Consider the following 24,514-nt stretch of genomic DNA (forward strand, 5'->3'; position numbering starts at 1 on the left):
ATGGTAGGCATTAACAGCTACCAAACTAGGCGCCTAGTCCAGTCTGGGCAGGCTGTGTCGTCAGCCAGCTTGCATTTTTGCCATTGAGTCACATCTAGGCTTGTTATAAGGGTGACAGTAGCGCTACCTTCGAGGATAATAGCGCGCCATGAATGACACTCCGCAACAGCTCCTGCACAGCCTCTTTGGCTACGAATATTTTCGTGGCCACCAACTGGACGTAATCCAACATGTCATCGATGGTGGCGATGCGTTAGTGTTAATGCCCACAGGTGGTGGCAAATCCATTTGTTATCAAATCCCAGCACTCATTAGAGAGGGTGTTGGGGTAGTGATCTCACCTTTGATTGCATTAATGCAAGATCAAGTATCCAGCTTGCAACAACTGGGAGTGAATGCGCAGGCGTTACATTCTGGTATTGATTGGCAGCTGCAGGATGAAATAGAACAACAAGCATTGAATGGCCATCTAGACTTACTTTATGTCTCGCCTGAACGTTTGATGACTGATGCATGTATGAATTTACTGAGGTCTTGTAAGGTGGCGTTATTTGCCATTGATGAAGCTCACTGTGTGTCTCAATGGGGGCATGATTTTAGGCCCGAATACCTTCAGCTAGAATGTTTGCAACAAAATTTCCCACATATCCCTAGAATGGCGCTCACTGCCACTGCAGACAGGCCTACGCAGCAGGAAATGGTAAAGCGCTTGGGCCTGAACCAAGCGCAACAATACATCAGCAGTTTTGATCGGCCTAATATTCGTTACCGTATAATGCAAAAGCAAAAAGGTAAGCAACAGTTATTGGACTTTGTGCAACTACAGCACCAAGGTAATGCTGGCATCGTATACTGTATGTCGCGCAAAAAGGTAGACGAAACGGCCCTTTGGCTGGTAGAGCAAGGTGTTGCGGCTTTGCCTTATCATGCAGGATTGGGACCAGAGAAAAGAGCTCATAATCAACAGCGATTCCTCAATGAAGAAGGCTTAGTGATGGTGGCGACCATTGCTTTTGGTATGGGCATTGATAAACCTAATGTACGTTTTGTGGCGCACTTAGATTTACCCAAAAGTATTGAATCTTATTATCAAGAAACAGGCCGAGCTGGGCGTGATGGCTTACCTGCAGACGCATGGATGGTTTACGGCCTCCAAGACGTAATGTGGCTGCGACAACGGCTAGAACAAACAGATATGGACGCGGGTATTAAGCGTTCAGAACAATCCAAGCTGGATGCCATGTTAGGCTTGTGTGAAATTACCCATTGCCGCAGGCAAGCCATTCTAAGCTATTTTAACGAAACCTCTTCCAGTAGTTGTGGCAATTGTGATAACTGTTTAGAACCTGTAGCTACGTTTGATGGCACCGAAGTGGCTCGTAAGGCACTATCTTGTATTTTCCGCAGCGGCCAACGCTATGGCGTAGCCCATTTAATCGACATTTTAATGGGTAAGCCCACAGACAAAATTAAAGCCTCAGGGCATGACAAAATATCCACCTTCGCATTAGGTCAGGAGTTGGACCAAAAACAATGGCGTTCGGTGTATCGGCAACTGCTGGCTTTGGGCCTAGTGTCAAGTGATCCAGAAAACTATGGTGGTTTGCGCTTATTACCACCTTGCAGACCGTTACTTAAAGGTGAGGCAAAGTTACAACTGCGGCTTGATCGTAAGGTGTCTATTAAGACACCAAAAGCAGCCAAAGCACGACTTCAAATAGCCGATGTCGATATGGATTTATGGCAGTTACTCAGGGAGTTGCGTATGGCCTTAGCACAAGATCAAAAGGTACCACCTTACGTGATTTTTAGTGATTCTTCTTTGTTAGAAATGCTGCATGCAAAACCTCAGTCGCTTTTGGAGATGAGCCACGTACATGGTGTGGGTGAAAAGAAACTAGACCGCTACGGGGATGACTTTTTAGCTTTAATTCAACAACACACCTAGTCAGCTATGGTAAAATTATTAATCAGCCGAAAAGGCTTATACTATTATTCTAAAGGAAGCCATTAATGGCCAGTTTACAAGATCAGTTGCTAAAGGCCGGTTTGGCCAACGAAAAGCAATCTAAGCAAGCTACTAAGTCAAAAAAGAAACAAACTCGAGATGTGCGCAAAGGTGTTGATGTGGGCGAAACCGCAGCGCAACGTGCTTTTAGCGAAAAACAAGCACAAGCAAGTCGCTCTAAACAACTGAACGCCCAGCGTGACGCGCAACATCAAGACCGAGCGGTGATTGCTCAAGTTAAACAAATGTTAGAACGCTGTCGACTAGACTTAACGGGTGGTGAAGTCACCTACAATTTTGTTGATGGTAAAGCTATTAAAAAACTATACGTTAACGCCATGCAGCAAGCTGCCTTAAGCCGTGGCTCGCTGGTTATTGTGGGGTTAGATGATCACTATTCTGTGGTACCCGCAAACGTTGCCTTGCGTATTGAAGAACGTGCACCAGATACCTTCATTATTCGTGCTGAGTCTGCAACAGATACCATTGCAGATAAAGATGATCCTTATGCAGATTTTGTTATTCCAGATGATTTAATGTGGTAACCCTCGTGACCTATCCAGAAGTTAATGCTCAGGACCATGCTAAACGTCAACAAAAGCTACAAAAGCGTTTGCGCCATGACGTGGGCCGAGCCATCGATGATTACGCCATGATAGAGCAGGGCGACAAGGTGATGGTGTGTGTGTCTGGTGGTAAAGATTCTTATGCCATGCTCGACATATTGATGCAGCTACAAAAAAGTGCCCCCATCGATTTTGATATACTGGCTGTTAATTTAGACCAAAAACAACCCGATTTCCCAGAACATATATTGCCAAAATACCTAGATCAAGTGGGTGTGAATTTTCATATTATTGAGCGCGACACGTACAGTGTGGTGAAATCTGTGATTGAAGAAGGCAAAACCACCTGTGGTTTATGCTCGCGTATGCGCCGTGGCACCTTGTATCGCTTTGCTCAAGAACGCAGTATTACTAAAATTGCCTTAGGCCACCACCGCGATGACATTTTAGAAACCTTGTTGTTAAACATGTTCCACGGTGGCAAGCTTAAAGCTATGCCTGCGCGTTTATTAAGCGATGATGGGTTAAATACTGTAATTCGTCCAATGGCTTATGCCCGTGAGCAAGACATAGAAGAGTACTCACAACTGAAGGGCTTCCCTATTATTCCCTGTAACCTATGTGGCTCCCAAGATAACCTTCAACGCCAGCACATTAAAGCCATGTTGCGAGATTGGGAAAAAAATCACCCAGGTCGCATAGAAAGTATGACTAAATCACTCCAAAACGTAGTGCCGTCTCACCTTATGGATACCCGTCTGCACAACTTTAAACAAACAGAACGCTTAAGTAATGAGCAAGTATGTGAAGAAGTGGATTTGGCACTGCTCAATTTGCCGCTCTAATAATGATGAAGTCATGGTGTTGGGCTAAGGAGCCTAGTAAATAGACTGTTAAGTATCATGGATAGCTATGTACATTGAATCAGAAAAACAACTTAGAGAAATTTATGGCATCCCAAAGGGGCGTGCTAAAGACAAACAGCTACCTTCGTTAGAGCAGCACTCCATTAACTTTATAGCACACTCTCCATTTGTCACTATTTCTAGCCGCTCGAAAACTGGTTTAGTCGATTGCTCTCCCCGTGGGGGAAAGCCTGGATTTGTTAAAGTGTTGAGCGAGAATTGCATAATTTTTCCTGACGGAAAAGGTAATAACCGCTTAGATAGCCTCGTTAATATCGTTGAAACGGGTGATCTTGGTTGCCTGTTTTTAATACCAGGCGTTGACGAAACACTCAGAGTTAATGGGATGGCTCGTATTTCCACCTCAGCTGAATATTTAAACTTATTTTCCAATTATCCTAACCCTCCAAAAACGTGTATCGAGCTAACCATTAAGGAAGTGTTTTTGCATTGTGCCAAGGCGTTAATGCGTTCGGAACTGTGGGCATCTTCATCAAAGGTTGATCGTGCAGCATTTCCGACTATTGGGAAAATGATGAATGACCAACTTTCAGTAAATGATACGCCAGAAGCTCAAGCAGACATGGTGGCTCGCTATCAGCGCGATTTATAGTAAATTCGTAACAAGTGCATGTTCGGAATCACTTTCTAATGCACTTGAATTTACCAAAAATTTAGGCGTTAGTTTTCTATTAGTTATAAAACAAAGGTATTAGAATAATGAAAATGGATGAACCGATTAACGTATTTGGTGAAAAATTAGAAATCTGTGGAATAGATCCAATCACTGGGTTCTACCGAGATGGCGCGTGTAATACGTGTAAAGATGACTTTGGTTCTCATACAGTTTGTATCGAAACTTCGCAGGAGTTTTTAGAATATTCAAAATCTAAAGGAAATGATTTATCTACCCCTGTGCCTGCATTTAATTTTAAAGGCTTAGGACCTGGAGATAGTTGGTGTGTATGCGCTGGGCGATGGTTAGAGGCAGAGAAAAATGGTATGGCTCCAAGACTATATCTTCAAAGTACCCATATCAGGGCTTTGGAGATTGTGCCCATGGCCCTGCTTAAAAAATATGCGGTAGATTTAAACTAGCTATATGTTTACCCAAGTTCAAAAAACGCAACATCATTCCCCCTGCAGGGCTAGAAAGCCTAAAAGTGACCTGCAGTTAGTGTTTGTACTTAAGATGAAGCGTTTTAAGCACCTAGCATATGCCCATACAACAGTCTGTTAGTGGCTTGCCGCCAATTCTTGCATGCGATTCCATAGCGTGGTGCGCACTCCTATGCCATTAGTATCACTACGAGTGCGGTACGCTTCTATGTCTGAAGTGCCAGCAACAGTTTTGCAATCTGCTGGAGCGGGGCCTATGGTAATGCGCACTTCGTTCCAAGCTAGGTCACGTTCCCTCGGCTGCAGCAGTCCTCGTAGATGGCCTTGTGATGTTAGGTCAAAACGGCGCATGCCACCTTCTAAGTTGTTGAAGTAGATACATACGCTTTGACCGTTTGCTCCGTGTTGCTCTAAGTAACGGGCAATGGCAGGCACTGCAAAAGCACCACAGGCTGTTTTGTGTATACGGATTTCGTTGATGCCTTTGTCTACGGCATGTTTAAAGATGGCTTCAATGTGCACTAAAGCTGGTTGGCCAAAGGCATCATAAATAAGGCTGTCTTTGCTCTCTACTAGTAATTTAGGTGCTCGGATGCTGGCATCTAAGCCTGCCAAAGAGGTTTCTAATAAATCGCTGTTGGCCAAGCCGTGTTGCATGGCAAAAGTAGCTCGGTGGCCTGCAGTGTTTTGGTCATCTACATTAAAGCCGCGGCTGGCAACCACCCTTTGTATTAGGCTGGTGAGTTGTTCTGCGCTTACGAGTGTGGTGTCGCTCATTATGAATCCTTTGTGTGCTTGTTATAATGCGTTTTATCGATTTAAAACGCGTGGCATTGAGTACAACAATTAATGTACTCACAGACATACCAATGTCGACTCCTCAAGGAGGAATAATGGCTGCGGTGCCTAAGGGCAGTGCGATTAAATTGTACAGCAGCGCCCGGGTCAAGTTTCGCTGCATGATAGTATGGGTTTGTTGGGCTTTACGCAATCCTACTTGAATCAAGTTGAAGTCATCTCTAAGTAATAGTGCTGGAGTAGTTGACATACTTGTCTGCACCAGAGGCCATTGCTAAAGCAGCTGCAGCTGTTCTATGTGATGGCGTTATTGTTGGCTAATTGTTTTGTATCATTTAAGGGTTGTTTATGGAATGTATTGAAACAGGTTTTGGCCCAGTGCAGAAATATGGTTCCGGTGCGGTTAATGTGGTTTTTGCTCATGGTTCTGGTATAGGTATGAATCATGAGTTTATGCAGTCTGTAGTAGCTGCAATGGTCTCAAAAGACTTCACCGTGTATTTGTTTAATTTTGGCTATATGCAACAAATCCAACTGACAGGTACTAAGCGGCCGCCGCCAGCAGTAGCTAAGCTCGAACTTGAGTTACTGGCATTGCTCAACGAACTGGCCTTACCTGATCCTTTAATTATAGGGGGTAAGTCTTTGGGAGGTCGTGTAGCTAGTTTGATAGTGGAACAGACAAACGCTTTGGGTTGGTTTGCGTTAGGTTATCCTTTTCACCCCCAGCGAAAACCAGAAACGTTACGAGTAGAGCATCTGTTAACCAGTCATAAACCAGGGCTAATTGTTCAGGGTACTCGAGATGGTTTGGGCTGTTATGATGAGGTATTGGGTTACAAATTGCCTGCACACATCGACTTGTGCTGGCTTTCTGATGTGGACCATAGCTTTAAACCGTTTAAAGCTTCACCCTATAGTCAAATTCAGGCTATTGAACGATCGGTATTAGACATTGAGCTATGGGCTCGGTGCACGTTAAAATGCAGAGACACTTAGGTGTAAATGAGTTTAAATTGATGACGGCCAAATTTGAACATTGGTAATTGCAGAGTATAAATAGTGATGCAAGACTCCCACAACATCGACAAATTATTAGACACCACAGGGCTATTTTGTCCAGAGCCCGTAATGATGCTGCACAGCACCTTTAAAGATATTAAAGTTGGGGATGTAGTTAAAGTGCTGGCTACAGATCCTTCAACGACCCGAGATATTCCTAAATTTTGCTTGTTTTTAGGCCACGAATTAATTGAGCAGGGAGAAGCAGACTCTCAGTACCAGTACCTTATTCGCAAAGGTGGCTGACATCAGCTAATAGCAGATTAGTCAGTAAACTGTTCGGCAGGTACGATATTTACGGATTCATGGAGCTCACTGTACACCACGATGATTCGTTTTTGTTGTAGCTGTATTTGCAGCTGAGCCACCTTATCTGCCAAGCTGGTCTCATAAGCGCCATAGTCTGTGCCATCGCGACTAGCGAACTCTTCTAATAAGTGGTTTAAAGTATCTGCATTTATATTTTGCCAAGGCACGATCATGAATAAATCCGTTGTTAACTTTTAGGTGAACAAAAATCTAGCTGGCTGCGATAACGCTGCGCTTGATTGGCAACATTTTTGGCTACGTTTAATAACCAGGGCTTAGCCAAGTAGGATTTTTTGGCAAAACCACCATTGCCTTCGTGGTAAGCCAAGTACAGATTGTAAGCATCGTTTGGGTGTATTTTATTGAGACGCACGGAGCGCTTGTTATACCAGCCTACAAAGTCAATGGCGTCGTTAAAATTAGTACGTTGAGCATCGCTATGACCGGTCAGTTGTTTGTACAATATCCAAGTACCGTTAATTGCTTGGGGGTAGCCATAAGCACTGGAAAGATGGCGGCCTGGAATAATGCCTAATATCCTTTTGCGGGGCGGTCTTGCTGTGGCATTAAAACCTGATTCATGTTTTATGAACGCCATACTAATAGACTGATCAATGTGCCATTGTTGTTCAGAAGCAATGGCGCTGGTTTGCCAGCTTTCAAACTGCGCGAAAATACCGCACACGTTATCTGGCGTGTGCGGTTTACCAGTGGTTCCGCCTATGGTGCTGCATGCACTCACTAACAGTAAAAGTAGGCTTGATAAAAAAGCTCTAGAGTATATCACTACGTCTGGCCCAACACAGTTGCATGAGCCGCACTTGGTCTTCGGCTTGTAATAGGTCTAAGCCCGTTTCATGGGCTAAATCCTGTAATTCATCACGCCAGTCATGGCCGAGAAGCTCCCTAATGTCTTGCTGGCTGGTGGAGATTTCAAACGCTAGTTCAATATCCAACGCGTCCACTAAATGTTCTAGGCCTTGGGCTGGTGAGAAATCACCATGGCCCACCACATGACTGGCATCTAAGTCGTCATTCATCTCCAATAAAACGTCTTTTACTGAGTGGCCTAGGGCAGTGACGGTTTCATCACTGATATGATCGCTATAACACAGGTGTGGCGGCCAGTTGTCATCCGCTAAAATGAGGCTAGACTTAATACTCCCATCGGGCAGGGTCCAAGCTGCTACAATGGGGTAGTAAGGTGGTTCTGGACATGTTTCAACAGCAATAAATAACGCTAGGCTTAGATCGATCATAGGCATTAGGGATAATAATTAGAGTAGATAATATCAAATGATGGCGTATGCCTTAACGCAAGGCAAGATAAGTTTAGCAGATGAAGACCAATATTAAGCCAAAGTAGTATTTTAATATGGCCCACAACTTGATATAAATAGTAGGTTAAACCTCTTGCCCTACAAATTAGGAACCATTAAATGAGTGAAGTGAAGACATATCCAGCAGATGCATTGATTGCTCAAACCTCTGGTTTGAACCAACAAAAACGTGAAGCGATGTATCAACAGTCTGTTGCAGAACCAGAAGAATTCTGGCGCCAGCAGGGCAAGCGACTTGACTGGATTAAGGCGCCTACTAAAATTAAGAATACCCGGTTTACACCTAACGATGTCTCCATAGAGTGGTATGCAGACGGTCAATTGAACGTGGCCGCGAACTGTTTAGATCGCCATTTAGAAAACCATGGTGAAGAAATTGCCATTATTTGGGAAGGCGACGATCCAAGTCAGTCGCGCCATATCAGTTACCGAGAATTGCATCAGGAAGTGTGTCAGTTTAGTAATGCACTGCTGGCCCAAGGAGCGAAGAAAGGCGACGTCATCACCTTATATATGCCAATGATTCCGGAAGTGGCAGTGGCCATGTTAGCTTGTGCTCGCATTGGTGCTGTACATTCAGTAATTTTTGGTGGCTTTTCTCCTGATGCTATTGCTGGCCGAGTACAAGGTGCTAATAGCAATATCGTCATCACCGTTGATGAAGGCTTGCGTGGCGGCAAAACAATTGGCCTTAAAGCTAACGTAGATGCCGGTCTAGTCAATGTTGATTGTGTGGACACAGTAATCGTGGTTAAACGCACGGGGGCTGATATCAATTGGGTGCAAGGCCGAGACGTTTGGTATGGTGATATTGTTGCTCCCGCTGCCACCTATCATGAGCCCGAAGTGATGGCGGCAGAAGACCCGCTTTTTATTCTTTATACTTCGGGTTCTACCGGTCAGCCTAAAGGGTTAGAGCACACCACGGCAGGCTATTTAGTCTGGAGCGCCATGACTCACGAAATGGTATTCGATTATAAGCCAGGTGATATTTATTGGTGTACCGCTGACGTTGGTTGGATTACTGGCCACAGTTATATTGTTTACGGGCCACTGGCTAACCGCGCCACCACACTAATGTTTGAAGGTGTGCCAAACTATCCAACTAATGCACGTTTTGGTCAAGTGATTGAAAAGCACAAGGTTAATCAGTTTTACACAGCCCCAACGGCTATACGTGCGTTGATGCAACATGGCGATGATGTTTTATCAGGCTCTGATGTGTCTAGTATTCGTGTTCTGGGTAGTGTGGGCGAACCTATAAATCCACAAGCGTGGCTTTGGTATAGGCGCATCTTTAGCACGGGTGATGTGCCAGTAGTTGATACCTATTGGCAAACGGAAACTGGTGGGCACATGATTACGCCGTTGCCAGGGGCTGTGGATACTAAGCCAGGTTCAGCAACCTTGCCATTTTTTGGTGTACAACCAGCAATTGTCGACAATGAAGGCCGTGAGCTAGAAGGTGCAACTGAAGGCAACCTTGTTATTAAAGACAGTTGGCCAGGCCAGGCCAGATCTATTTGGGGTAACCATGAGCGGTTTGAAGAAACGTACTTCTCAACCTTTAAAAACTATTACTTTACAGGTGACGGTGCACGACGTGACGAAGACGGTTACTATTGGATCACAGGGCGTGTGGATGATGTGCTCAATGTTTCTGGTCATCGTATGGGCACGGCTGAGATAGAAAGTGCTTTGGTCGCCCACAAGTCAGTGTGTGAAGCTGCAGTGGTAGGCTATCCCCATGAAATTAAGGGTCAAGGTATCTACTGTTATGTCACCTTGCAAGATGGCGTTGATAATAGCCCTGAACTCCTGAAGGAACTGAGGCAGTGGGTCAGAACAGAGATTGGTCCGATTGCGACACCGGATTTAATCCAATTTTCACCTAACTTGCCAAAAACTCGTTCAGGAAAAATTATGCGTCGTATATTGCGTAAGATAGCAGCGAACGATTATGGTGAATTGGGGGATACGTCGACTTTATCCGACCCAAGTGTGGTGACTGAGCTCATTGATAATCGCTGCACCAAATAGCTTAATAGTGTTTTACATGTTTTAGGAGGTGCGTTTATGTCTAATAGCTACACCATTATCGTAGCTGATGACCATCCGTTGTTTCGGGTGGCGTTAACTCAGGCTATTGGTGCTCAAGTGGAAGGTGCTAACGTGTTAGAAGCAGAGCACCTGAAACACTTAGAACACCAAATGCGTAATGAAATAGACTTGGTACTGTTAGATCTGCATATGCCTGGTGCCAATGGCTTTTCTGGACTCATTTACTTGCGTACGCATTTTCCAAGCGTGCCAGTGGTGGTGGTTTCAGGCAATGAACAGGCCAGTGTCATTCACCGTGCTATGCATTTTGGTGCAGCCGGTTTTATTCCTAAGTCGTCTTCTATGACAGATATTATTGACGCTATTCAGATAGTGCTTAACGGCGGCCAATGGCTGCCGCCAGACTTACCAGAAGTAAACCAACAAATGGATGCCCAGGACAGTAAGTTTGCCGATCAGCTATCTAGCTTAACACCACAGCAGTTTAAGGTGATGGTAATGCTTACAGAAGGTTTGCTTAATAAACAAATAGCTTATGAACTCAGTGTTTCGGAGGCTACTATTAAGGCCCACGTAACCGCAATATTGCGCAAGCTTGGGGTATATAGCAGAACTCAGGCAGTGATTATGGCTGGCCATTTACGTATTGAACACCCTCAAGATCAGCCTGTTAAGTAAGTTTTTACCTTAGGCGGCTTAGGGTGGCCCTAAGCGCTGCAGGCTTTAAGGGTTTGTTCAGTAGCAGCGTATCTTCGTCTGCTATAAACTTAGCCACTTCTTCAGTGCGATCCGCAGTAATGCAAATAGCCGGTATTTGGCTTTGGTAAACTTGCCTGATCCTAGCAATAGCAGCCGTACCCGTCTGTCCTTGCTCTAAGTGATAATCGGCTAAAATAACATTAGGCTGTACGTCTGCGTCTACTAGGTGCTGCAATGCTTGAGACATGTTAAGGGCAGTTATTACTGTGCACCCCCAGCCACTTAATAATTGCTTCATTCCCAGCAGGATGGATGTTTCGTTGTCGATACACAACACGGTCATATTTGTTAGACCTCCCTCCCCACCACCGTATTGGTTATTTGTTGTGGCTTTAGTGACAACCTTTTGGCGATCGCCGAGAGGTACAATGATGCCAAATAAGCTACCTTTACCTTGCCACGATTTGATCGTCAAAGGATGATCTAATAATCTGGCAGTACGGTCAGCTATAGCTAGTCCCAAGCCAAACCCCCTTACACTATGGGTGGCAGGGTGATCTAGGCGTTTAAACTCTTCAAATACTTCATTGAGCTTTTGTGGGGCAATGCCGATTCCCGTATCCCAAACCTGAATTTCGATGGCATTTTGCTTTAGTCTGCAGCCCAGTAGGACTTTACCTTTTGGTGTATAACGCATGGCATTAGTTAGAAAGTTTTGCACGATCCGACGTAAGTGTTGTTCATCGCTGTGAACCGTTGCATGACATGGGACGTAGCTAAACTGAATGCCTTTTTGTTGGCATAACAAGGTGAGTTCAGCGGCTAGTTTCTGTAACATTTTGTCAATTGGGAAATGGCTCAGTTTGGGAGAAAGAGTGCCTGCATCTAGCTTAGAAATTTCAATCAAAGTGCTGATGAGTTCCTCAGCAGCCCCTAAGGAATCATCTAGGTGGTGCAGGGTATTGGCTAGTTCGCCCGTAGGATGCTGCTGCGCCAAAGACGAAGAAAATAATTTTGCTGCGTTAAGAGGTTGCATTAAGTCATGGCTGGCAGCTGCTAAAAATCGTGTCTTACTTTGGTTAGCTTGGTCGGCCCCTATTTTGGCTCGGCTTAATTGATCGTTGGCCACTACCAACGCTTTGGTGCGGTCTTCTACCCGCTGCTCTAGGGTTTCGTTGGTTTCTTTTAAGGCAGCTTCGGTACGTTTATGGTTGGTGATATCCATATAGGTGTTTACGTATCCACCTCCTAGCATGGCATTGCCTCGTACTTCAAACACTGCACCATCAGCTCTATAGCGCAGGTGGGTATTGGTAATGCCTTGTTGCAGGGTGTTTAGTCGCTGTTCAACTCGTTGTTCAAGGGCTCCTGCGCCGTAGTCTCCGTTAATAGCGTTGTGCCGAATGACGTCCACAATAGGCCTGCCGATGGTAATAAGACCTTCAGGAAATTGAAACATTTCTTGATAACGTTGGTTCCAAACCACTAAGCGCATGTCTTTGTCCACAACACTGATACCTTGGTCAATGTGTTCAATTGTGGATTGCAGCATGGAACGATTAAATTTGTAAAGGGCTGAAGCTTCGTCGGCAATGGATACCACGTCACCTAGGTGCATTTCAGTACCCAGCAAGCTAGAAGCGACAATGATTCGTGCTGAGGATGCCCCGATAATACCTGCTAACAGACGTTCGGCGTAGGTGGCTAGAGGTTGGTCTATGGGGTCGTTGGGGTTAAGTTCTCGGTTTTGTGCAAGGGAAAATTGGTGAAAGGCCTCATGGGTGCGATTTGATCCCAAAAAACGTTCGCAAAGGATTTGAAGGTCACTAAAGCGAGTGTTTTCGAAACCAGTCTCAGGGGTGACGATAGAGTGGCTTAACCTTAAATCGACAAAATGGTCGGCCTGAATTCGATCTTGCAAGCCGGTTTGAGTCAATCGAGATACCCATACAAAGGCCAACGTATTCAAGCTCAGGGATAACAAAGTGGCGTGAGTGATTGGGTCAAACCCATTAAGCCCAAACATAGACGTGGGCCTGAGCCAACTTAAACCAAATAGACCTTGCTCTACCAAACTTAAGGTATCAAATCCTAGACCACTGAGGTTTGGAACCATAAGGGTGTAAATCCAAACGGTGAAACCGATACCTAGGCCTGCTAATGCTCCATAGCGATTACCTTGGCGCCAAAACACGGCACCAATCAGCGCTGGGGCAAATTGGGCCACTGCAACAAACGCCGTTAAACCCAAAGATACTAAGCTTTTGCCGTCGCCGATCAACAAAAAATAGCCATAGGCTGCCAGTAACATAGCAATAATGACCACGCGGCGAACCCTCAGCAATAAGCGACCAATGTTTTTATCTTCAGATGCTTGTAGCGGTGATAAATGGAAGATCACAGGCATGATGATGTCGTTACAAATCATTGTACTTATAGAAACTGTGGCAACAATAACCATGCCCGTGGCAGCGGAAAGGCCACCGATATACGCTAAGGTAGCTAAACTGTGGGCCCCCTGGCTAAGTGGGACCATTAATACGTAGGTATCTGTGGCGATGCCCAGGCCGTCAAAAAGAAAGTTGCCAGCCGCAGCAATAGGGAGCATAAAAATACAGAAAATGACTAAATAGAGAGGAAATAACCACCGCGCTGTATGCAAGTCATTGGGGTTGGTGTTTTCAACAATACCCACCTGAAATTGTCGAGGTAGGCAAAGCATAGCTAGTAAAGCCAGCAAAGTTTCGGTGAGGAAACTAATTCTTAATGGGTTGAAGTCATCTAGTTTTTGCTGCAACCCACTGTCGTTTATATGGTTGCTGAGGTCACCAATGCCATTAAATAAGCTAAACGTCACAAAAATGCCTACCGCAACAAAAGCTACAAGCTTCACGATCGATTCAAAGGCAATGGCTAACATCATACCCCGGTGGTGTTCACTGGTGTCTATTTGACGGGTACCAAATAAAATCGCAAATGCGGCCATTAATATGGCTATCACTAATGCCGTATTGCTAGAACCAAAGTCGTCGCTGCCACCACCTGACACCATAATAGTAAAACTTTGGGCCACGGCTTTTAGCTGTAAGGCAATATAGGGAAGTATGCCAAAGGTAGCCATCACTGTAATGACGATTGCTAAGCTACGACTTTTGCCATACCTAGATGCGATAAAATCTGCAATGGTGGTGAGGTTCTCTTGTTTGGCAATGATTATTATTTTATAAACTACGCCCCAGCCAAAGATAAAAAGTACTATGGGGCCAAGGTAAATAGATAAAAAGTCCCAGCCTTGGGTGGCCCGTGATACGGAGCCGTAAAAGGTCCAAGAAGTGCAATATACTGCTAAGGATAAGCTATAAATGACGGGTTGGCTGAGTAATTTCGAACCATGTTGACGGCGGTTGTCGCCGTAGTAAGCGATACCGAATAGCAAACCTACATAGGCTAATGAAATGAATAGAATGACCCAAATGTCGAGCATGTTATGCCTACTGTATAAAAATAGGATGAAGAGACCCAGGGTATTTATAACACGCTAGCTAGTTTTATGCCTTAAAACTTTTTTTGTTAAAGTGTATTTAAATCATATACCTATGTTTTTTATCTGAGTTTCTATACTAAAGTCTAATGATTTTTTTATGGATTAGAGATTAGCCATAGTTATAGTGTTTAGTCAACAATGTCGTTGCCCTCAACCCCCCAAATGGTTATTATTGTAACCCTAAAAAAAATAATAAAAAAAGGCCTATTATGAAACAAGATTCCAGTAGCGCAGAGCAATATTGGCGCCGTAATTTACAAATTATCTTTTCCTACCTAGTAGTTTGGTTTGCGGTTTCCTTCGGATGTGGCATCGTCTTTGTTGATGAACTCAACCAATTCAATTTGTTTGGATTTAAACTGGGCTATTGGTTCGCTAATCAAGGGAGTATTTTGGTTTTTTGTGTGCTGACTATAGGTTATGCAGTGCGTATGAGCCGCCTCGACAATGAGTTTGATGTGCACGAATAAGCCCTTGTAATGGTTGTGGTCAATTACTCGTTTATTAATAATAGGAATTCAACATGAGCCTAGAACAGCTCACTTACTTGTTTGTGGTAGGGTCTTTTTTTATCTATATTGCCATCGCTTTTTGGAGCAGGGCATCCAGCACCCGAGAGTTTTATGTGGCAGGTGGTGGCGTTACACCTTTGGCTAACGGCATGGCCACAGCAGCTGATTGGATGTCAGCTGCGTCATTTATCTCTTTGGCGGGCATTGTCTCTTTTGCTGGATATGATGCCAGTGGATACATTATGGGTTGGACCGGTGGATACGTGCTTTTGGCGCTATTGTTGGCGCCTTATTTACGAAAATTTGGTAAATTCACAGTACCTGATTTTGTTGGCGATCGCTATTACTCTAATGTGGCGCGGGTAGTGGCGGTGGTCTGTGTTATGTTTATTTCATTCACTTATATTTCAGGGCAGATGCGTGGTACTGGCATCGTTTTCTCGCGTTTCTTACAGGTAGAAATAGATACTGGCATCATGATTGGTATGGCAGTAGTGTTTGTGTATGCGGTGTTAGGGGGTATGAAAGGCATCACCTACACGCAAGTGGCTCAGTATTGTGTGATGATTTTTGCTTTTACGGTTCCTGCACTATTCTTGACCTTTTCAATGACGGGGCATCTATTGCCTCAAACTGGTTTAGGAGCGACGTTAGACAATGGTCGGCCAGTATTGGATCATCTAGATGGTTTAGTGTCGGAGCTCGGATTTGCAAGCTTTACGGAAGGCAGTAAAAGCAAAGTAGATATGTTTTTTATTACCGCCGCCTTGATGTTTGGTACGGCTGGATTGCCTCACGTCATTGTGCGTTTTTTTACTGTTCCTAGAGTTCGAGATGCTCGTATATCAGCAGCCTGGGCCCTAGTGTTTATTGCAATACTTTATTCCACTATACCAGCGGTGGCGGCTTTTGGCCGCATCAACCTCATTGAAACTGTTAACGGCGCAGACAACAAAGGCACGCCATATGAAGAAATGCCCCAGTGGTTCAAAAAGTGGGAGAACGCGGGTTTGATTGCTTGGTATGACCATAATGCCGACGGTCGTACCCAATATGCTGCTGGAGACGCCTTTACTGGCCGTCAACATAAGCCTATTTATTGGGGTGCTGCAGACGATAAAGTGGCGCGGAACTTTTATTTTAATCAACGTCATGTGGTTAACCCAAGTAGTGGAGAGTTTGACCCACAAGTACAACCCTTTGCTAATGAAATATACGTTGATCCAGATATTATGGTGTTGGCTAACCCAGAAATAGCCGAGCTGCCAGACTGGGTGATTGCCCTAATTGCCGCTGGCGCAATGGCTGCGGCATTATCAACGGCAGCTGGATTGTTGCTGGTTATTGCGACATCCGTATCCCACGATTTATTGAAAAAAACTATTCGGCCGCAAATTACTGATGGGCAAGAGCTTTTGGCTGCGCGCTTGGCAGCCATGGTGGCGGTGCTTATCGCTGGATACTTGGGTATGCATCCGCCAGACTATGTAGCTGCTGTGGTGGCTTTGGCATTTGGGTTAGCTTGTGCGTCATTTTTTCCTGCTATCATCATGGGTATTTTTTACCAACGGATGAATAAATATGGCGCCATAAGCGGTATGCTGGTAGGTTTGATTTCCACCCTATGTTATATCGTTTATTTTAAGTTTATGGGAGGCGAACCGGAGCATTGGTTGTTAGGAATATCCCCTGAAGGGTTTGGCGCTTTAGGTATGGTATTGAACTTTATTGTGGCTTATCTGGTGGCTCATCTAACACCTGAGCCGCCTAAACATATTCAGCAAATTGTGCAAAATATTCGTGTGCCACGAAATAATGGCTCTGCATACTATTGATCAACAGGGTAGTTCTTATGGGTGTCTTTTGGTGAATCATGCACTCTAGCAATACGTTTAATGCTGATGTCTTGCCGTTTAATTTGTTAGACGAAGACGAGTACACGCTTCTGCAAGATAATCTTGATATTGGTTACTATCAAGCTAGTGAAGTAATTATCAGTACTGGTGATGTACCAGAAGGCTTGTACATCATTCTTAAAGGCTGCGTTAGGGAGCTAGATGTGCAGAGCGTGGATAAGCGCCATGGGCATACCTTTGTGCACTATACCAATGATGATTATTTTGGAGCATGGTCGGCTTTACGTGGCAGTGCAATTCATGACTTCGTGGCAGATGAAGAAACCATTTGTTACATACTTCCTACCAAAATTCTGCTGGATCTTATCTATCGTAATGCTAGTTTTGGTGGTTTCTTTAATAAGAATTTGTCATTACAAAATGAGTTGTTAGAGCAAAAAAATGATTCACTAAACATGACAGAGTTTATGCTCGCCCGAATAGACAGTTCGTGTATGCGGGATGCCTCGTTATTGCCAAAGGGCACTGATTTAGAGTATGCCACTCAGTTTATGAGTGACCAGCAGATTGATTGTGCTTTGGTGCAACGTGGTAAACGTTATGGCATAGTGACCCGCACAGATTTGTTAAATGCGATTGTATTAGACAAGCTCCCAGTGACTGCGGATGTGCAGGTTATTGCCAATTACCGGCTTATTACTGTTGAGTCTGGTGATTACCTCTTTAATGCGTTAATTTTAATGACACTCCACCAAATTGATCGGGTGGTGGTCATGCAAGGCTCCGAATTGCATGGCATTATTGATCTGGCGGACACCTTGAGCTATTTTTCAAGCCACTCTCATGTAGTTGGATTGCGTATAGAACGTGCCACCAGTATTGATGAACTTAAGGCTGCTGCAGGAGATATGGGTAACTTAATTCGGTCACTATACGCTCAAGGCGTCAAAGTTCGTTTTGCCATGGACTTACTGGCAGCACTTAATAAAAGGCTAATGTCGAAGTTGTTTAATCTAGTGGTCCCAGAAAACGTACTGCCTCATGTGTGTTTGGTGGTTATGGGCAGTGAAGGCCGTGGTGAACAGATTGTAAGAATTGACCAAGACAACGGCCTCATTATGCGCGACAGCCTAGATTGGCCTGAATGTCAGCAAACTTTGGAACATTATACTCAGGCGTTGGTTGGACTAGGATATCCAAAGTGCCCTGGTCAGGTGATGGTGAATAATCCATTTTGGGTGCAGCCCATTAGTACATGGACTCAGCGGATGCGTGACTGGGTTGCTAAGGCCGACAGTGATAGTTTACTTAACTTAGCAATATCAATGGATGCATACCCAGTGGCAGGCAATAAAGCCTTATTTAAGACCAGTCGCAACTGGTTATTAAGAGAGTTGCAGCAACAGCAGCGGTTTTTGTCGTCGTTTGCGGAAGTGGCATTGGTATTTGAAACACCGTTGAACTTTTTGGGTGGCATTAGAGATCGAGCAGCTGGGGTTGATGTTAAAAAGGGTGGAATTTTCCCCATCGTACATGGTGTGCGTGTGCTAGCTATGCAATACCAGGTGGCGGAAACTAACACCTATAAGCGTATTGAAAGTTTAGTTAAGCTTGGTGTACTGCCCCAGCGTTTAGGCAGTGAACTGATGGAGTCTTTTTCGTTATTACAGTGGTTTCGCTTATCCCACCATCTAAATCAACAGGAGCAGGAGTGCAGCGTAGAGGATCTCAATAATGATGTTGATTTGGGTGCTTTGGATCGTTTAGAAAAGGATTTGTTAAGGCAGTCCTTTCAGGTGGTTAAAGATTTTAAGAAACACTTATCTTTAAGGTATCGTTTAGGTTTGGGCTTATGATGATTAAACGCCGTATACGACGTATTAAAGATGTATGGAAGGTGCGTCGGCTGAAAAGTCGGTGGCTGTATCTTTTTCAGCCTTACCAGGGGGAAGAGCTGGTTTCCTTGGATATTGAGACAACAAGTTTAGATGTTTCTAAAGCACAGATATTGTCTATATGTGCGGTGGTTATTAAAGGTAATCGGGTATTAAGCAGCGAAAAATTATGCCTAACCTTGTCTCCGCCTAAAGACTTGCCCAGGGATTCTGTAAAGGTCCACAAACTACGCCGAATGGATCTAAATGAAGGTTTACCAGTGGTAGAGGCATTAGAAAAAATGCTTAAATTTATAGGTAACCGTCCGATTGTAGGGTATAACATAGGCTACGATTTGGCTGTGTTAGATCGATATGTGAGGCCGTTGTTTGATTTTGGGATGCCTAATCGATATGTTGACGTGATGGACTTGTATCGAAACAAGACTCAACTTACGGGTGGCGTCGATTGTCAAATTAATTTGTCTTTTGAGGCTATTGCTAAAGGTTTAGATGTGCCCGTGTTAGGGCGCCACACAGCCCTTGGTGATGCGATCACTACGGCCATTATTTATGTCCGTTTAAAGTGTTCAGTTAGTCTTTTGACATAATTTATAATGTGTTGTTTTTGAATGGTATTTAAGTTTCTTTCACGTTAAATTAAACATCAGTAGTCGTTCACCCATTGATTATCACCTATAGGGGTCGTTAATGTTCAGTTTGATAAGTTAGAATAGGTAAATATTATGGGCAGCTCTGCAACTATTCAGTTGGAAACGGAATTAACTATCGCCCAAGTTGGTGTTTGGTCTGCACGCCTTGCAGATGCAGGGTTGGCCGATAACGAAGTGATGATCGATGCCTCTCAATTAGAGCGGGTTGATGCCGCAGGTTTGCAACTGTTATGGGCATTTAAAAGAAGCTGTGCTGAAAAAAATGTGGCCGTGGCGTTATTTAATGTACCAAAAACTATTCAAGAGTTAATCCGAGTATCAGGCTTAAGCCAAGAACTGGGTTAAAGTAGAGTTTTTAATTACCTACTAATGGCATGTTAGGTTTGATGATGCTTAAGTTAATTTATTTTATAATGGAGTTACATCGATGACAAAAATACTGGCAGTAGACGATTCTGCGTCAATGCGCCAGATGGTGGTGTTTACCTTGCAAAGCGCTGGTTATGAAGTCGTTGAAGCTGCTGACGGCCAACAAGCGTTAGACCTTGCCAAGGGAGCATCATTTGATCTGGTTTTAAGTGATGTTAATATGCCGGTGATGGATGGTATCGAGTTAGTAAGAGAACTACGTCAGTTAGAAGCTTACAAATACACGCCAATTTTAATGTTGACCACGGAGACATCTGGCGACAAAAAAATGGCAGGTAAAGGTGCTGGAGCCACAGGTTGGGTAGTTAAGCCATTCAACCCTGATAAACTGCTTGCTACTATCAAAAAAGTAATTGGCTAAGCAACTTTGGCTTTAAGGGCAGACTTCAGACAGCTGGTTTAGTCGTCCACATCTAGATCATAAAAGGGTTATGACATGAGTATTGATCTCAGCCAATTTCATGCAGTCTTCTTTGAGGAGAGCTTTGAAGGCCTCGAGTTAATGGAAGCATCGCTGCTCGAGTTGGATGTGGATAACCCGGACAGCGAACAAATTAATTCCATTTTTCGTGCTGCCCACTCCATAAAAGGCGGCAGCGGTACCTTTGGGTTTGTGCAAGTTACTGAATTTACTCATATATTAGAAACGTTACTGGATAAGATTCGTGATGGCGATCAGGCTCTTGATGCAGATGGCATTGAGCTGTTTTTACAGTCGGTTGATTGTTTAAGGGAGCTGCTGGAGGCCTTGAAATCAAAACAAGAGCTGGACACGCAGCGTGCCGATGAATTAGCTGGAGTGTTTCAGGCGGTCTTAGATGGAGGCACTTATGCTGATAGTGCTAAAGTAGTGAAAATGGATACCAGTGTTGGTGAGCCAGTGGTTGGGGAAACCATTGAAACTAATGACGATTCAGCCCTTGATGAACGAGAACGTGGTGCTAGTAGGCAACAAATTGGCTTTAAAATTTATTTTAAACCCGAACTAGACATGCTTAAAGGCGGTAATGACCCGGTACGAATGTTGCGAGAGTTGGCGACGCTAGGAGAGATAAAAACCGCGGCAGACGCCACTGAATTACCACCACTGCAAGTATTGGTGCCTGATAATTGTTATTTGTCCTGGACTATAGAACTGCTGACAACTTGTGCAATTGACGATGTCGAAGAAGTGTTCGAGTGGGTTGAGGATGAATGTGAATTGTCCATCACACCTATACTGGAAGATTCAATAGCTGCCGTTTCTAGCCAGTCCCAAGATCAGCCTAACGACTCCAAAGTAAAAAATTCCGCCACCTCTGGGCAACGTTTAGTTATGCCCTCAGGTCCGTTACCTAGTTTGGATGACTTGCAACTACCTAGCCCCCCCGAGTCCACCGATCAGTCTCCCCCTCCTGTGACAGTGACTGACCAAGCTAAAACCCCAGTCAAAGCAAAGTCCACTAAAGTTGAAGCGAGCTCTATACGCGTGGGTATCGACAAAGTCGATAGCCTAATTAATCTAGTGGGTGAACTGGTAATTACCCAGTCCATGTTAGGCCAAATGGGTTCTGCAGGTGATGGTATAACTGACGAACATATTGTCAACTTACGTGAAGGTTTGGTGCAACTTGAGCAAAATACTCGAGAACTGCAAGACAGTGTAATGCGTATTCGTATGTTGCCTATTAGTTTTACTTTCAACCGTTTGCCTCGTATGGTCAGGGACATTAGCATCCAGTTAGGCAAACAGGTTCAGTTAGAACTGAGTGGTGAAAATACAGAACTGGATAAAACAGTAATGGAAAAAATCAGTGATCCTATGGTTCATTTGATTCGTAATGCTTTAGATCATGGTATTGAGATGCCTGCACAACGCAGAGCCTCAGGCAAACCGGAAATGGGTACCATTGTATTAAATGCCTTTCATCAAGGCGGCAATATTGTTATCGAAATGACTGATGATGGTGGTGGTATTGATACGGAACGATTGTTGGCCAAGGCGCGTACAAATGGTCTCGTAGGCGAGTCAGACCAATTAACTCAAGAACAAAAGTTAGAGCTTCTGTTTTCTCCAGGGCTTTCAACCGTGGAAAAAGTCAGCGATTTGTCAGGTCGTGGAGTGGGTATGGACGTTGTTCGACGCAACATTCAGGAACTTAACGGCTCTGTAGAAGTGTCAACAGAAATGGGAGTGGGTAGCACTTTCCGTATTCGTTTGCCTTTGACTTTAGCTATTTTGGATGGGCAGTTAGTGACTGTTGCTGACCAAACTTATATTTTTCCACTCGTGTCCATTAGTGAATCTTTGCAAATTGATGGAAACAAGGTGAGCAATGTCGCCGGTGGCAGTGATGTATATAGCTTGCGTGAAGAGTATATTCCAATTCTTCATTTAGATCGGCTATTTGGTTTACGTCAAGAAATACGGACTCTGCAAGGTAGCCTCCTTGTTGTGGTTGAGTCTGAAGGGCAAAAAATTGGCGTTGTGGTTGATGAGTTGTTAGCGCAACAACAAGTAGTGATTAAGAGTTTGGAAGATAATTACACACGCGTTCTGGGTGTTTCAGGCGCTACTATCTTGGGTGACGGTACTGTGGCAATGATCGTAGATGCTGTAGGTTTGTCCAGTTTAGCGGGTAATGATATTGCCGCCGCAAAAAAAATGACTGACGCAGCAGCTTAGGAGAATATTAATGGGCACTGCCAAGCAAGAAGATACAAAAAGTTTATTAAAGCATACGGCCTCTTTGGCAGATCATGCCAATGAACAAAATTTTGAAAATCAGCTGCAATATCTCACCTTTCTTATGCAAGATGAAGAGTATGGCGTAGACATACTTAACGTACAGGAAATTCGTGGTTGGGGTAATGTCTCTCCTATCCCCAATGCACCAGCTTATGTTAGTGGGGTAATTAACCTACGGGGGGCCATCGTGCCCGTTATAGACTTACGTATACTGTTTGAATTGTCAGACTCTAACTACGATGAAAACACCGTAGTAATTGTGCTTAAAGTCACTACTGAAAGGGTCAATCGTATTATGGGCATCGTAGTTGATTCGGTGTCAGACGTTTTTACTCTATCACCCACAGATAAACAACCACCTCCAAGTGTTAATCAAAGCGTTAGTCGTGAGTTTATCGAGGGATTGACTGAAGTTAAGGGGAAAATGGTTATTCTTTTAGATAGCGAACGATTATTGTACTTGGAAAATAACCTTTAGCCTGCTGCTATTGGCCACAATCAAGGAAGATGGTTATTGTGAATCAGCTTATTAAAGAAACATCCAAAATGGTCCCTAATGCCCGTCAATTTCAAATGTCAAAAAAGAACTTCACAACCATAAGTGAAGTGATTTATAAACACTCAGGTATCGTATTAAAAAATATTAAAGAAGACATGGTGTACAGCCGTATTTCTAGGCGTATTCGAAAAACTGGTTGTCATGGATTTGATGATTATTTAACCATGACCCTGCAACAAGAAAGTGCTGAATTTACACACTTTGTTAATGCTATTACGACCAACTTAACGTCCTTCTTTCGTGAGTCTCATCATTTTGACTTTATTAAAAACACTGCGATTGATGAGTGGAAGTCTGGTACAAATAGGAAAAAACTAAGGATCTGGTCAGCGGGCTGTTCTACGGGTGAAGAAGCTTATTCGATTGCCATAACCCTAAGCAACCAAATACCCAGCCAGTGGGATACAAAAATACTGGCGACGGACATAGATACTAATGTAGTGGCTCAAGGTAAAGCAGGGGTCTACGCCTGGGACCGTGTTAGTGGCCTTAGCTCGAAACTAGTTTCACAACATTTTGACAAACTAGCAACTGATGGGAAAAATGAAGTTCAGGTAAAAAAAAGTCTACGTCGCACGATTTTTTTTAAACCGCTTAATCTGTTGCAGAGTTGGCCTATGTCAGGACTGTTCGACATGATTTTTTGTCGCAATGTGGTCATTTATTTCGATAAGCCCACGCAAAAATTACTGTTTGACCGGTTTGCCGATATGTTAGTTCCAGGAGGTTATTTAGTGATCGGCCACTCTGAAAGCATGTATAAGCTGTCGGATCGTTTTACCTCTGTTGGCCACACCGTATACAGGAAAGTTAAATGACAGGGCCAGGCCAGCCCCGCGATCTGCCGTTGGCCCTAAAAGGCTTTGAAGGTATTACGCGATACTGGGATAACGCCATGGCGATTTCATCAGCGAAGTTGATGCCTGGTGAAGTTTACGTTTCTGGAAAAGATGAAATGATCACGACCGTGTTGGGATCATGTGTTTCGGCCTGTATACGTAACCCCAAAACTAATGTCGGCGGTATGAACCATTTTATGCTGCCGCAAATTGGGGCTGGTGTGTCGATGTTGGACTTAGGTGGAACCGCAGCCCGGTATGGTAACTGGGCGATGGAAGTACTGATTAATGAAATCCTGAAGTACGGTGGTAATAAAAGAGATTTGGAAGTAAAGTTATTTGGTGGCGGTAAAGTGCTAGATAGAATGACCATAGATATTGGCAAGCGCAATATTGATTTTGTATTTAATTTTTTACACCAAGAGGGCATTGCGGTAGCTGCTCATGACGTAGGCGATCGATTTCCTCGAAAGTTGCTCTACTTTCCTCACACAGGTAAGGTAAAAGTGCGCAAACTACACAGCACTAACCAAGCAACAGTTGTGCGTCGTGAAGCTGCGTATTTACAAGATATTAAGAAGGTGCCTCGTGATGGTGACATTATCCTTTTTTAGCAGTTGGAGAGTTAACTC

Annotated in this window: 25 protein-coding genes; 19 read left to right on the plus strand and 6 right to left on the minus strand. The window is 44.1% G+C overall.

Features of this window, described 5'->3' with window-relative positions; genetic code table 11:
- Positions 1–148: 148 nt before the first annotated feature.
- The 5 genes from recQ to ABXT70_RS05470 all read left to right on the plus strand — a co-directional run bounded on the left by recQ (position 149) and on the right by ABXT70_RS05470 (position 4,577).
- Positions 149–1,948 carry a DNA helicase RecQ gene (recQ, locus tag ABXT70_RS05450; protein ID WP_443642161.1) on the plus strand — a complete coding sequence of 600 codons (1,800 nt, stop codon included), beginning with the start codon at positions 149–151 and terminating at the stop codon, positions 1,946–1,948.
- A 65-nt stretch (positions 1,949–2,013) separates the two neighbouring features.
- Complete coding sequence (locus ABXT70_RS05455) at positions 2,014–2,553, plus strand: DUF2058 domain-containing protein (protein WP_443642162.1); 540 nt, start codon at positions 2,014–2,016, stop codon at positions 2,551–2,553.
- A gap of 5 nt (positions 2,554–2,558) precedes the next feature.
- A complete protein-coding gene (gene ttcA, locus ABXT70_RS05460) occupies positions 2,559–3,419 on the plus strand; it encodes a tRNA 2-thiocytidine(32) synthetase TtcA (protein ID WP_443642163.1) in 861 nt (286 codons plus the stop codon).
- Positions 3,420–3,486: 67 nt separating this feature from the next.
- Entirely contained in the window at positions 3,487–4,092 is a 606-nt protein-coding gene (locus ABXT70_RS05465) for an MSMEG_1061 family FMN-dependent PPOX-type flavoprotein (protein WP_443642164.1), read from the plus strand.
- Positions 4,093–4,199: 107 nt separating this feature from the next.
- Positions 4,200–4,577: a DUF2237 family protein gene (locus tag ABXT70_RS05470; protein WP_443642165.1), complete on the plus strand. Its 378-nt coding sequence runs from the start codon at positions 4,200–4,202 to the stop codon at positions 4,575–4,577.
- Positions 4,578–4,715: 138 nt separating this feature from the next.
- Here ABXT70_RS05470 and ABXT70_RS05475 read toward each other — a convergent pair whose 3' ends face one another.
- Both ABXT70_RS05475 and ABXT70_RS05480 read right to left on the minus strand, forming a co-directional pair.
- Positions 4,716–5,375, minus strand: a complete 660-nt coding sequence (locus tag ABXT70_RS05475; protein WP_443642166.1) for a hypothetical protein — start codon at positions 5,373–5,375, stop codon at positions 4,716–4,718.
- Between the two features lie 103 nt (positions 5,376–5,478).
- On the minus strand, positions 5,479–5,646 hold the full coding sequence (locus ABXT70_RS05480) for a hypothetical protein (protein ID WP_443642167.1): 168 nt from the start codon (positions 5,644–5,646) through the stop codon (positions 5,479–5,481).
- 98 nt (positions 5,647–5,744) lie between these two features.
- Here ABXT70_RS05480 and ABXT70_RS05485 point away from each other — a divergent pair, with 98 nt between their 5' ends.
- Both ABXT70_RS05485 and tusA read left to right on the plus strand, forming a co-directional pair.
- Positions 5,745–6,395, plus strand: coding sequence for an alpha/beta family hydrolase (locus ABXT70_RS05485; RefSeq protein WP_443642168.1), 651 nt, complete (start codon positions 5,745–5,747; stop codon positions 6,393–6,395).
- A 66-nt stretch (positions 6,396–6,461) separates the two neighbouring features.
- Complete coding sequence (tusA, locus tag ABXT70_RS05490; protein ID WP_443642482.1) at positions 6,462–6,704, plus strand: sulfurtransferase TusA; 243 nt, start codon at positions 6,462–6,464, stop codon at positions 6,702–6,704.
- 17 nt (positions 6,705–6,721) lie between these two features.
- Here tusA and ABXT70_RS05495 read toward each other — a convergent pair whose 3' ends face one another.
- Genes ABXT70_RS05495 through ABXT70_RS05505 form a run of 3 tightly spaced genes read right to left on the minus strand, consistent with a single transcriptional unit; the run spans position 6,722 to position 8,032 of the window.
- Positions 6,722–6,940 carry a YheU family protein gene (locus tag ABXT70_RS05495; protein WP_443642169.1) on the minus strand — a complete coding sequence of 73 codons (219 nt, stop codon included), beginning with the start codon at positions 6,938–6,940 and terminating at the stop codon, positions 6,722–6,724.
- Positions 6,941–6,954: 14 nt separating this feature from the next.
- On the minus strand, positions 6,955–7,554 hold the full coding sequence (locus tag ABXT70_RS05500) for a transglycosylase SLT domain-containing protein (RefSeq protein ID WP_443642170.1): 600 nt from the start codon (positions 7,552–7,554) through the stop codon (positions 6,955–6,957).
- Complete coding sequence (locus tag ABXT70_RS05505; protein WP_443642171.1) at positions 7,541–8,032, minus strand: hypothetical protein; 492 nt, start codon at positions 8,030–8,032, stop codon at positions 7,541–7,543. Before ABXT70_RS05505 ends, ABXT70_RS05500 begins: the two co-directional genes overlap by 14 nt.
- A 174-nt stretch (positions 8,033–8,206) precedes the next feature.
- Here ABXT70_RS05505 and acs point away from each other — a divergent pair, with 174 nt between their 5' ends.
- Together acs and ABXT70_RS05515 are read left to right on the plus strand one after the other, a co-directional pair.
- Positions 8,207–10,147, plus strand: coding sequence for an acetate--CoA ligase (gene acs / locus ABXT70_RS05510; RefSeq protein ID WP_443642172.1), 1,941 nt, complete (start codon positions 8,207–8,209; stop codon positions 10,145–10,147).
- Positions 10,148–10,183: 36 nt separating this feature from the next.
- On the plus strand, positions 10,184–10,846 hold the full coding sequence (locus ABXT70_RS05515; RefSeq protein WP_443642173.1) for a response regulator: 663 nt from the start codon (positions 10,184–10,186) through the stop codon (positions 10,844–10,846).
- Positions 10,847–10,850: 4 nt separating this feature from the next.
- Here the strand turns inward: ABXT70_RS05515 and ABXT70_RS05520 are convergent, their stop codons facing one another.
- The gene (locus tag ABXT70_RS05520; RefSeq protein ID WP_443642174.1) at positions 10,851–14,351 is read right to left on the minus strand and encodes a NahK/ErcS family hybrid sensor histidine kinase/response regulator; all 3,501 of its coding nucleotides are present in this window, start codon (positions 14,349–14,351) and stop codon (positions 10,851–10,853) included.
- Positions 14,352–14,620: 269 nt separating this feature from the next.
- Here ABXT70_RS05520 and ABXT70_RS05525 point away from each other — a divergent pair, with 269 nt between their 5' ends.
- The 10 genes from ABXT70_RS05525 to cheD all read left to right on the plus strand — a co-directional run bounded on the left by ABXT70_RS05525 (position 14,621) and on the right by cheD (position 24,496).
- Complete coding sequence (locus ABXT70_RS05525) at positions 14,621–14,881, plus strand: DUF4212 domain-containing protein (protein WP_443642175.1); 261 nt, start codon at positions 14,621–14,623, stop codon at positions 14,879–14,881.
- Between the two features lie 53 nt (positions 14,882–14,934).
- Positions 14,935–16,758, plus strand: a complete 1,824-nt coding sequence (locus ABXT70_RS05530) for a sodium:solute symporter family protein (RefSeq protein WP_443642176.1) — start codon at positions 14,935–14,937, stop codon at positions 16,756–16,758.
- A gap of 38 nt (positions 16,759–16,796) precedes the next feature.
- Entirely contained in the window at positions 16,797–18,635 is a 1,839-nt protein-coding gene (locus ABXT70_RS05535; protein WP_443642177.1) for a DUF294 nucleotidyltransferase-like domain-containing protein, read from the plus strand.
- Positions 18,632–19,264 (plus strand): 3'-5' exonuclease, encoded by a 633-nt coding sequence (locus ABXT70_RS05540; RefSeq protein WP_443642178.1) that lies wholly within the window; start codon positions 18,632–18,634, stop codon positions 19,262–19,264. Before ABXT70_RS05535 ends, ABXT70_RS05540 begins: the two co-directional genes overlap by 4 nt.
- A gap of 135 nt (positions 19,265–19,399) precedes the next feature.
- Positions 19,400–19,672, plus strand: a complete 273-nt coding sequence (locus tag ABXT70_RS05545; RefSeq protein ID WP_443642179.1) for an STAS domain-containing protein — start codon at positions 19,400–19,402, stop codon at positions 19,670–19,672.
- Between the two features lie 82 nt (positions 19,673–19,754).
- Positions 19,755–20,117 (plus strand): response regulator, encoded by a 363-nt coding sequence (locus tag ABXT70_RS05550; RefSeq protein WP_443642180.1) that lies wholly within the window; start codon positions 19,755–19,757, stop codon positions 20,115–20,117.
- A gap of 75 nt (positions 20,118–20,192) precedes the next feature.
- Positions 20,193–22,421, plus strand: coding sequence for a chemotaxis protein CheA (locus ABXT70_RS05555; RefSeq protein WP_443642181.1), 2,229 nt, complete (start codon positions 20,193–20,195; stop codon positions 22,419–22,421).
- Between the two features lie 10 nt (positions 22,422–22,431).
- Positions 22,432–22,962 carry a chemotaxis protein CheW gene (locus tag ABXT70_RS05560; protein WP_443642182.1) on the plus strand — a complete coding sequence of 177 codons (531 nt, stop codon included), beginning with the start codon at positions 22,432–22,434 and terminating at the stop codon, positions 22,960–22,962.
- A 38-nt stretch (positions 22,963–23,000) separates the two neighbouring features.
- Entirely contained in the window at positions 23,001–23,861 is an 861-nt protein-coding gene (locus ABXT70_RS05565; protein ID WP_443642183.1) for a CheR family methyltransferase, read from the plus strand.
- On the plus strand, positions 23,858–24,496 hold the full coding sequence (cheD, locus tag ABXT70_RS05570) for a chemoreceptor glutamine deamidase CheD (RefSeq protein ID WP_443642184.1): 639 nt from the start codon (positions 23,858–23,860) through the stop codon (positions 24,494–24,496). Before ABXT70_RS05565 ends, cheD begins: the two co-directional genes overlap by 4 nt.
- The last annotated feature ends 18 nt before the right edge of the window (positions 24,497–24,514 follow it).

Origin of the sequence: Candidatus Njordibacter sp. Uisw_039, from assembly GCF_047730075.1 — a bacterium.
Lineage (GTDB): Bacteria > Pseudomonadota > Gammaproteobacteria > Pseudomonadales > Balneatricaceae > Njordibacter.

Bases quoted from the DNA above. Each gene is read 5' to 3' on its own strand.
- ABXT70_RS05475 (WP_443642166.1), bottom strand. From the start codon at position 5,375: ATGAGCGACACCACACTCGTAAGCGCAGAACAACTCACCAGCCTAATA.
- ABXT70_RS05525 (WP_443642175.1), top strand. From the start codon at position 14,621: ATGAAACAAGATTCCAGTAGCGCAGAGCAATATTGGCGCCGTAATTTA.
- ABXT70_RS05555 (WP_443642181.1), top strand. From the start codon at position 20,193: ATGAGTATTGATCTCAGCCAATTTCATGCAGTCTTCTTTGAGGAGAGC.
- tusA (WP_443642482.1), top strand. From the start codon at position 6,462: ATGCAAGACTCCCACAACATCGACAAATTATTAGACACCACAGGGCTA.
- ABXT70_RS05540 (WP_443642178.1), top strand. From the start codon at position 18,632: ATGATGATTAAACGCCGTATACGACGTATTAAAGATGTATGGAAGGTG.
- ABXT70_RS05550 (WP_443642180.1), top strand. From the start codon at position 19,755: ATGACAAAAATACTGGCAGTAGACGATTCTGCGTCAATGCGCCAGATG.
- acs (WP_443642172.1), top strand. From the start codon at position 8,207: ATGAGTGAAGTGAAGACATATCCAGCAGATGCATTGATTGCTCAAACC.
- ABXT70_RS05480 (WP_443642167.1), bottom strand. From the start codon at position 5,646: ATGTCAACTACTCCAGCACTATTACTTAGAGATGACTTCAACTTGATT.
- ABXT70_RS05560 (WP_443642182.1), top strand. From the start codon at position 22,432: ATGGGCACTGCCAAGCAAGAAGATACAAAAAGTTTATTAAAGCATACG.
- ABXT70_RS05520 (WP_443642174.1), bottom strand. From the start codon at position 14,351: ATGCTCGACATTTGGGTCATTCTATTCATTTCATTAGCCTATGTAGGT.
- ABXT70_RS05545 (WP_443642179.1), top strand. From the start codon at position 19,400: ATGGGCAGCTCTGCAACTATTCAGTTGGAAACGGAATTAACTATCGCC.
- ABXT70_RS05515 (WP_443642173.1), top strand. From the start codon at position 10,184: ATGTCTAATAGCTACACCATTATCGTAGCTGATGACCATCCGTTGTTT.
- ABXT70_RS05495 (WP_443642169.1), bottom strand. From the start codon at position 6,940: ATGATCGTGCCTTGGCAAAATATAAATGCAGATACTTTAAACCACTTA.
- ABXT70_RS05455 (WP_443642162.1), top strand. From the start codon at position 2,014: ATGGCCAGTTTACAAGATCAGTTGCTAAAGGCCGGTTTGGCCAACGAA.
- ABXT70_RS05485 (WP_443642168.1), top strand. From the start codon at position 5,745: ATGGAATGTATTGAAACAGGTTTTGGCCCAGTGCAGAAATATGGTTCC.
- ABXT70_RS05505 (WP_443642171.1), bottom strand. From the start codon at position 8,032: ATGCCTATGATCGATCTAAGCCTAGCGTTATTTATTGCTGTTGAAACA.
- ABXT70_RS05470 (WP_443642165.1), top strand. From the start codon at position 4,200: ATGAAAATGGATGAACCGATTAACGTATTTGGTGAAAAATTAGAAATC.
- ABXT70_RS05530 (WP_443642176.1), top strand. From the start codon at position 14,935: ATGAGCCTAGAACAGCTCACTTACTTGTTTGTGGTAGGGTCTTTTTTT.
- ABXT70_RS05535 (WP_443642177.1), top strand. From the start codon at position 16,797: ATGCACTCTAGCAATACGTTTAATGCTGATGTCTTGCCGTTTAATTTG.
- ABXT70_RS05465 (WP_443642164.1), top strand. From the start codon at position 3,487: ATGTACATTGAATCAGAAAAACAACTTAGAGAAATTTATGGCATCCCA.
- recQ (WP_443642161.1), top strand. From the start codon at position 149: ATGAATGACACTCCGCAACAGCTCCTGCACAGCCTCTTTGGCTACGAA.
- cheD (WP_443642184.1), top strand. From the start codon at position 23,858: ATGACAGGGCCAGGCCAGCCCCGCGATCTGCCGTTGGCCCTAAAAGGC.